We start from the raw sequence: 8094 nt of genomic DNA, 5'->3' as shown, positions 1-8094 counted from the left end.
GGTCGGTCGCGCAGGTCGGTGGCGGCCACGGGCGCAGGCTAGCTGACCGAGCCCGCTGGGGTGGCTCCGGGGGCCTCGGTAGCCTGGCGACCGTCGACGACCGTGAAGGGGGTCCAGATCGTCGCGCCGTTCGAACCATCCACCGCGCGTGACGGCTGGCGGCTGATCCGCGAGGCGCTCGGGAAGGAGCGGCGAGGCCTTGCCGTGGGGGTCACCGTCGGTCTGTGCTGGACCGGGGCCAAGGTCGCGGTCCCGGCGCTGGTCCAGGGCGGCATCGACAACGGCATGCTGACCCGCGACGCCGCCGCGCTGGGCCGATGGACCGCGGCCATCGCGGTCGCCGCGCTGGCAGCCGCGCTGTTCACGGGGCTGCGGCGCTACTGGGCCTTCCGCGTCTCCCGGGCCGTCGAAGCCGACCTGCGCCAGCAGCTGTTCGCCCACCTCCAGCGGCTGCACTTCGGCTTCCACGACCGGGTGCAGACCGGCGACCTGATGAGCCGGGCCAACACCGATCTCCAGCAGATCCAGCAGCTCGTGGTGCTGATCCCGCTCACCATCTCCAACGCGGTCACGGTCGTGGCGGTCACGGTTGTGCTGGTGGCGATCGATCCCGTGCTCACGGTGCTGGCGCTCGGGTCGCTCCCGCTGCTCAACGTGCTCGGTCGGCGGTTCTCGAACCGGCTGCACCCGGCGGTCATGGGCATCCAGCGGGAGTCCGCGCAGCTCGCATCGGTGGTCGAGGAGAGCGTGAGCGGGGTGCGGGTCGTGAAGGGCCTGGGCGCGGAGGAGGTGCAGGCCGCCCGGCTGCAGCAGGAGGCCGACGACGTCTACGACCAGTCGATGCGGGCCACCCGCATCCGGGCCCGCTTCCTGCCGGCCATGGAGCTGCTGCCGAACGTGGGGTTGATCCTGGTGCTCTTCTACGGCGGCCACCAGGTGATCCGCGGCCAGCTCTCCCTCGGCGCCATCGTGGCGTTCAACGCGTACATCGTGTTGCTGATCTGGCCGCTGCGGATGCTGGGCATGATCATCGCCCAGGGGCAGCGCGCTGCCGCCGCGGCGCAGCGGGTCCACGATGTGCTGGCCACCGACCCGGTCATCGTGGACGCTCCGAGGCCCGTCCACCTCCCCGGGGTGCGCGGTGGGTCAGGTGGCGGGGGCCACGAGGGGCTCGGTGACGTGCGCTTCGAGGACGTCGTGTTCCGCTACCACCCGGAAGCGGAGACGCCGGTGCTGGACCACCTCCACCTGCACCTCCGGCCGGGTGAATCGGTGGCCATCGTCGGCGCGACCGGCAGTGGCAAGTCGACCATCGCTCGGCTCATCCCGCGCTTCTACGACGTCGACGAGGGCCGCGTCCTCCTCGACGGCGTCGATGTCCGCGACGTGCCCCTCGGTGAGCTGCGGCGGGCGGTCGGGATCGTGTTCGAGGACACGTTCCTGTTCAGCGACTCCATCGCCGCGAACATCGCCTTCGCCGACCCTGACGCCGGCCGCGAGGAGGTGGTGCGAGCGGCTCGGCTGGCAGGAGCCCACGAGTTCATCGAATCGCTCCCCGACGGCTACGACACCGAGATCGGCGAGCGGGGGTACTCGCTGTCGGGAGGTCAGCGGCAACGGCTGGCGATCGCCCGGGCGCTGGTGGCCGACCCCCGGGTGCTCATCCTCGACGACGCCACCTCCGCCGTGGATCCCGACAAGGAGCACGAGATCCGTGATGCGCTGGCCGGCGCGATGAGGGCCCGCACCACCCTGGTGATCGCGCACCGCCCGGCGACCGTCGCCCTCGCGGATCGGGTCGTGGTGCTGGGTGCGGGACGGGTGGTCGCGGAGGGGACCCACCATGAGCTGCTGGCCGGCAGCAAGGAGTACCGGGCGATCCTGGCTGCGGCCGATTCGCCGGCGGGGCTCGGTGCGGATGTCGCGTGAGGTGGCGGTGACCGAGCAGGACCGGCTCGATGGCGGAGGGGCACGCCGGGTGTTGGTTCGGGCGTCTCGGCTGCTGCGCCCCTACCGGCGCCAGATCGCGGTCGCGGCTGCATTGGTGGTGGCGTGGACGGCGTCGATCCTCGCCGGCCCGTTCTTCGTCCGCTACGGGATCGACGCCGGTATCAGCGCCGGCGATGGGGCTGCGCTGAACCGGGCGGTGGTGGGCTTCGTCGTGGTGGCCGGTGCGTCCTACGTCGTGTACCGGGCGCAGGTCCTGCTGATCGGCCGGGTCGGCGAGAGCTTCCTGCGCGACCTGCGGGTGCGGGTGTTCGATCACCTCCAGCGGCTCTCCATGCCGTTCTACGACCGGGAGCGGGCCGGGGTGATCGTGAGCCGTATGACCTCCGACGTCGACGCCCTCTCCGAGCTCGTCCAGACGGGACTGCTCATGTTCGTCATGAACGCGCTCCTGCTGGTGCTGTCGATCGTCGTGCTGGCCGCCGTCTCGTGGCAGCTCCTGCTCGTGTGCCTGGTGGCCGTGCCCGGGGTGGTCGCGGCGAGCATCAAGTTCCAGCGGGATTCGAACCGGGCGTACCTCGAGGTGCGGGACCGCATCGGCGCCACGCTGTCGAGGCTCCAGGAGGGCATCTCGGGGGTCCGGGTCGTCCAGGCGTTCGGCCGCCAGGAGCTCGAGGAGCAGCGCTTCGCGCACCACAACCGGGTGCTGTATGCCACCCACATGGACTCCGTGTTCGTGCAGTCCTGGTACCTGCCGGTGATCGAGCTCGCCGGCCTCGGCACCACGGCGCTGGTGGTGGGGGTCGGGGGGATGCTGGTGATCGGCGACGTCATCACCATCGGGACCATCGCCTTCTTCGTGCTGACCCTCGGCAACCTCTTCGAGCCCATCCAGCAGCTCAGCCAGCTGTTCAACACGGTGCAGTCGGCCGGCGCCGGGCTGGACAAGCTCTTCGCCCTGCTCGACACCCCGGTGGACGTGCCCGAACGGCAGGGCGCGGTCGACCTCCCCCGGCAGGGCCCGCTGGAGCTGCACGACGTGAGCTTCGCCTACCGGGACGGCGATCCGGTGCTCCAGCACGTGTCCCTCGCCATTGCGCCGGGGGAGCGGCTGGCGCTGGTCGGGCCCACCGGCGCCGGCAAGAGCACCCTGGCCAAGCTGGCGGCCCGCCTCTACGACCCGATCGAGGGTCGGGTCACCTTCGGCGGTGTCGACCTGCGGGACGCCACCCTGCGGTCGCTGCGGGAGCGGATCGTCGTCGTGCCCCAGGAGGGTTTCCTCTTCAACGGCACGATCCGGGAGAACATCCGCCTCGCCCGGGCGGGCGCGACCGACGACGAGGTCGAGGCCGCGCTGGCAGCCGTCGGTGCGCTCGACCGCTTCGCTGCTCTGCCCGGCGGGCTCGACACCGAGGTCCACGAGCGAGGGTCCCGGCTCTCCGCGGGCGAGAAGCAGCTGGTCTCGCTCGCCCGGGCCGCGCTGGTGGACCCGGCGGTGCTGGTGTTGGACGAGGCCACGTCGAACCTCGATCCGGGCACGGAGCTGGTGGTGGAGGAGGCGATGGCTCGCCTGATGGAGGGCCGGACCGTGGTGGTCATTGCCCACCGGCTCTCCACCGCGGCCCGGGCGGACCGGGTCGGGGTGGTCGAGGGTGGGCGGCTGGTGGAGCTCGGCCCGCACGAGGAGCTGGTGTCGACAGGGGGCTCCTACGCCCGGCTGTTCTCGACGTGGACCGGAGCGTTCACACCTGGTACGGCCTCGTGAGAGCCTCGCGGACCACCTCGGGGGGTGCCGGTCTCGAGAAGTAGAAGCCCTGGCCGCCGCCGCAGCCCAGCCGTCGCAACAACTTCACTTGCTCCGCGGTCTCGACCCCCTCGGCCACGGCTTCGAGCTCGAGGGTGCGGGCCAGGTTCACGATCGCGGCCACGATGGCCGAGTCCTCCTCGTCGGGACCCAGCCCGTCGACGAAGGATCGGTCGACCTTCAACACGTCGACGGGGAACCGCCGCAGGTACGACAGCGACGAGTATCCCGTGCCGAAGTCGTCGATGGCGATCACCACCCCGAGCCGCTTGAGGTGACCGAGGACGTCGATCGAGACCTGGGCATCGTCCATGAGCACGCTCTCGGTGATCTCCAGGCACAGCGAGGAGGGTTTCAGGCCCGACGCGTCGAGCACCCCTTGCACCAGCAGCGGCAGGTTGGCCGTGGTCAGCTGCCGGGCGGAGAGGTTGACGTGGATCCGGGGCGCCGCGTCGCCCAGCTCGTCCTGCCAGCGCCGGCCCTGTGTGCAGGCTGCGGAGAGCACCCGCAGGCCGAGGCCGACGATCAGGCCGGTTTCCTCGGCGAGCGCGATGAACTCGCTCGGTGGGAGCAGGCCTCGAGTCGGGTGCTCCCAGCGGGCCAGCGCCTCGACCGCGTTCACCACCCCGGACGCCAGGTCCACGCAGGGTTGGTAGTGCACGACGATCTGCCCCTCGTCGAGTGCGGCGGCGAGCTCGTCGGCGAGCTGCATGCGCTGCACGGCTCGGCGCCGCATGGATTCATCGAACAGCTCCAGACGTGCTCGACCGTGCTCTTTCGCCCGGTACATGGCCGCGTCGGCGTCGCGCAGCAGGGCTTCGGGGTGGGCGGCATCGCCACCCGGCGACAGCGCGATGCCGACGCTCGCCGTGGTGGGCACCTCCACCCCCCCGATCACGAAGGGCGTGCTCTCGATGACCGAGAGGATCCGCTGCGCGATCGACACGGCGTGGTGCTCGTCGTGCACGTCCTCGCAGAGCACGACGAACTCGTCGCCACCGAGCCGGGCCACGGTGTCCGCGGGGCGGAGGCCCTCCCGGATGCGCTCTGCGGTCTCGATGAGCAGTGCGTCCCCGGCATCGTGGCCCAGGGTGTCGTTGACCGTCTTGAAGCGGTCGAGATCGAGGAACAGCAGCGCCACGAGATGGCCGTCACGCTGGGCCCGGGCCAGTGCCAGCTCGAGGTGGTCGAGGAGCAGGGCTCGGTTGGGGAGGTCGGTCAGGGCGTCGTGGGTGGCCTGGTGGGCGAGCTCCGCTTCGAGCCGTCGGCGCTCGGTGACGTCGCGACCGACGGCGGAGATCTGGGTGATCTGCCCGTCGGGGCCTCGCAGGGCGGTGAGGGTCTGCCACACCAGCACCGACGAACCGTCGGCCGCCCGCATGGGGAGCTCTCCGCTCCAGCTCTCACCGCGCTCGAGCACGGGGAGCACGGCGGAGAGCCACAGATCCGAAACCTCCGGTTCATACAGCTCGAGGTTGCTCGTTCCCTCGAGATCCCGGTCGGCGAACCCGAACAGCTCCCGGGCGGCGCGATTCAGGTAGGTGAGCTGGCCGGTGGCGTAATCGGTGATGCCGATGAGGTCGCTCGTGGACTCGACGATGCTGGCCAGGCGGGTCGTCTCCTCGGTGGCCGCGATGAGCGGGGTGATGTCCTCGATCGAGCCCACACGGGCGGTCATCTCGCCACCGTCGGGGTCGTAGAGCTGGGTGGCGTGCACCCGGACCCACTTGACCGCCCCGCCCGGGGTGATGATGCGGTACTGGTCACGGAAGGTGCGCCGCTCGCGCATGGCGGTCTCGTAACTGACGATGACCCGATCGAGATCGTCGGGGTGCACGATGATCGGGGAGCGCCGCCCGAGCGCTTCCGGTGCGGGGATCTCGGTGATATCGGACCAGCGGGGATTCACGTACACCAGGCGATGCTGGCGGTCGGTCTGGAAGATCCCGATGGGGATCGACGCAGCCAGAGTGCGGAAGAGTGCTTCGCTCGCCCGCAGCGCGTCCTCGGCCTGCTTCTGCTCGGTGACATCGGTGAAGGTGGTCACCGCGCCGATGACCTCCCCGTCGGCGATACGGGGGACGGCGTTGATGTTCCACCAACGACGGCCTCGTCCTCGGACCTGCACCCCCGCGAGGTACCCGAGTACGGGCCGGCGTTCGCGGACCGCGATGGCGGTGGCGCGTTCCTCCCAGGGGATCGGGCGGCCGGAGGCGTCGATGGGATCCATCTCAGCCCAGATCTCGGGGCGCCCGATCTCGCTCGCCGGCCGCCCGAAGAGCCGGACGGCGGCGCTGTTGACCGCTTCGAGGCGGTCGCGGCCCTGGACCAGGACGGCGTCGTGCAGGGCCTCGATCACCGCCCGGTAGCGCTCTTCGCTCTCGCGCAGCGCCTGCTCGGCCACCTTCCGCTCGGTGATGTCCTGCATCACCGAGTGCAGGTAGAGAGAGCCACCCTGGCGGATGAGGGTGGTGCCTCCCGCGACCCACACGTGCGAGCCGTCGGCCCGCACGAGCCTCCGCTCCATCTCGAAGTGGTCCACCTCACCGGCCCGCAGGCGCTTGAGCTGGTGCCGCAGACCTGGCAGGTCATCGGGATGGAACAGCTTCACCGGGTCACGGGTGAAGACCTCGTCCCGTGTGGTCCCGAGGAGGTCGAGGAACGCCCGGTTGACCTCAACCAGCGTCCCGTCGAGGTGAGCGATCACCTGCGCGATGGGGGCCTCGTCGATCAGGCGCCGGTAGCGCTCCTCGCGGTCCCGGAGCCTCGCCTCCGCCTCCTTCCGCTCGGTGAGGTCCACGACCAGCGAGTGGAAGTAGGCCGGTTCCCCGTCGAGGCTGCGTTCGAGGGTGATGCTGCTCGACACCCACACCGTGGAGCCGTCCTTGCGCAGCAGCCGGCGTTCGGAGACCGACGAGCTGAGCTCACCGGAGAGCATCTTGATGCCGACCTGCAGGGTGGCCTCGCGGTCGTCGGGGTACACGAAGTCGATGGAGCTGCGGCCGATCACCTCCCGTGGCTCGTAGCCGAGCAGCGACAGCCACGCGGCGTTGACCTCGACCATCACCCCGTCGGGGGTGTAGATCGCCTGGCCCACCGGCGCCTTGGCGAGGAGGTCCCGGTACCGCTGCTCACTCCGCCGGTGGGCGTCCGTGGCCTCCACCAGCTGCGAGATGTCGATGACCGTGCCGACGAAGGAGACCAGCTCGCCCTCGTCGATCACCGGTGCCCCCTGGAGTCGCACGTGACGGACCGTGCCGTCCTCCCGCACCAGCCGGAGCTCGACCTCGAACTCCTCGAGGCGCTCGCGGGCCCGGGCGTAGTGCTCCTCGAGCCGGGGGCGATCGCCGGGGTGGACCAGGTGTGCCACCAGCTCGTAGGGGAACGGGGTCGGCAGGTCGACGCCGGTGATCTCCCGCCACCGGTCGTTGACCCACACGACCGTGCCGGCCGGATCCGACTCGGCGATGCCCACCGGAGCGGAGGCGAGCAGCCCGCGAACGGAGGAGGTACCGGTCGTGTCCTGGCCGCCGGCCTGCCGGCGATCGGCAGTGTCGCTCATGGTCCCCCCGACCGCGGTCCGAGGGCCGGATTCTAGTCGGCGGGGGACGCCGGACCGCCGGGGGTTGGCCTCCGAGGACGATTTGTTACTATCGGGATAGGAGAAATTCGAGGAGCTGAGCCACCCATGACCTCCACCGATCTCGGCATCGACCTCAGTCGCTACAAGCTCGGATGGCACGACGAGGAGAACTACGTCTTCAAGCCGAAGAAGGGCCTGAGCGAGGACATCGTCCGGGAGATGTCGTGGATGAAGGGCGAGCCGGACTGGATGCTCGACTACCGGCTCCGTTCGCTCCGACACTTCGAGCGCCGTCCCCTGCCGACCTGGGGCGGGGACCTGTCGGAGGTGTACTTCGACGACATCTACTACTACATCAAGCCCACCGAGGGGCAGGTCGACGCCTGGGACGAGCTGCCCGAGTCGGTCAAGGAGACCTACGAGAAGCTCGGCATTCCCGAAGCGGAGCGCAAGTACCTGGCCGGGGTCACCGCCCAGTACGAGAGCGAGGTCGTGTACCACCGCAACCGCGAGGACCTCGAGCGCCAGGGCGTCATCTTCTGCGACATGGACACCGCGCTGCGGGAGTACCCCGAGATCGTCAAGCGGTACTTCGGCACCGTGATCCCCAAGAACGACAACAAGTTCGCGGCCCTGAACTCGGCGGTGTGGTCCGGGGGTTCGTTCATCTACGTGCCGCCCGGGGTGAGCGTCCAGATGCCGCTGCAGGCCTACTTCCGCATCAACGCGGAGAACATGGGCCAGTTCGAGCGGACGCTGA

3 protein-coding genes and 1 pseudogene are annotated in these 8094 nt (G+C 70.2%); 3 read left to right on the top strand and 1 reads right to left on the bottom strand.

From position 1 onward, the window contains the following. The first annotated feature begins 102 nt into the window (after positions 1 to 102). Positions 103 to 1929, top strand: coding sequence for an ABC transporter ATP-binding protein (locus tag V7004_RS14220; RefSeq protein WP_334144794.1), 1827 nt, complete (start codon positions 103 to 105; stop codon positions 1927 to 1929). Next, the gene (locus V7004_RS14215; RefSeq protein WP_334144792.1) at positions 1919 to 3712 is read left to right on the top strand and encodes an ABC transporter ATP-binding protein; all 1794 of its coding nucleotides are present in this window, start codon (positions 1919 to 1921) and stop codon (positions 3710 to 3712) included. Before V7004_RS14220 ends, V7004_RS14215 begins: the two co-directional genes overlap by 11 nt. Here V7004_RS14215 and V7004_RS14210 read toward each other — a convergent pair. After that, complete coding sequence (locus V7004_RS14210; RefSeq protein ID WP_334144791.1) at positions 3690 to 7313, bottom strand: PAS domain S-box protein; 3624 nt, start codon at positions 7311 to 7313, stop codon at positions 3690 to 3692. The genes V7004_RS14215 and V7004_RS14210 overlap by 23 nt on opposite strands. A gap of 126 nt (positions 7314 to 7439) precedes the next feature. Here V7004_RS14210 and V7004_RS14205 point away from each other — a divergent pair. Further along, positions 7440 to 8094: pseudogene (locus tag V7004_RS14205) on the top strand (Fe-S cluster assembly protein SufB); the annotation flags it as partial.

This window comes from Rhabdothermincola sp. (assembly GCF_036846205.1).
In the GTDB taxonomy this organism is placed as follows: Bacteria; Actinomycetota; Acidimicrobiia; order Acidimicrobiales; family Acidimicrobilacustridaceae; genus Rhabdothermincola.
This window is presented reverse-complemented; position numbering and strand designations above follow the sequence as displayed.

What these genes read in the sequence shown, in the direction of transcription:
- V7004_RS14215 (WP_334144792.1), top strand. Translation starts at nt 1,919, where the DNA reads ATGTCGCGTGAGGTGGCGGTGACCGAGCAGGACCGGCTCGATGGCGGA.
- V7004_RS14210 (WP_334144791.1), bottom strand. Translation starts at nt 7,313, where the DNA reads ATGAGCGACACTGCCGATCGCCGGCAGGCCGGCGGCCAGGACACGACC.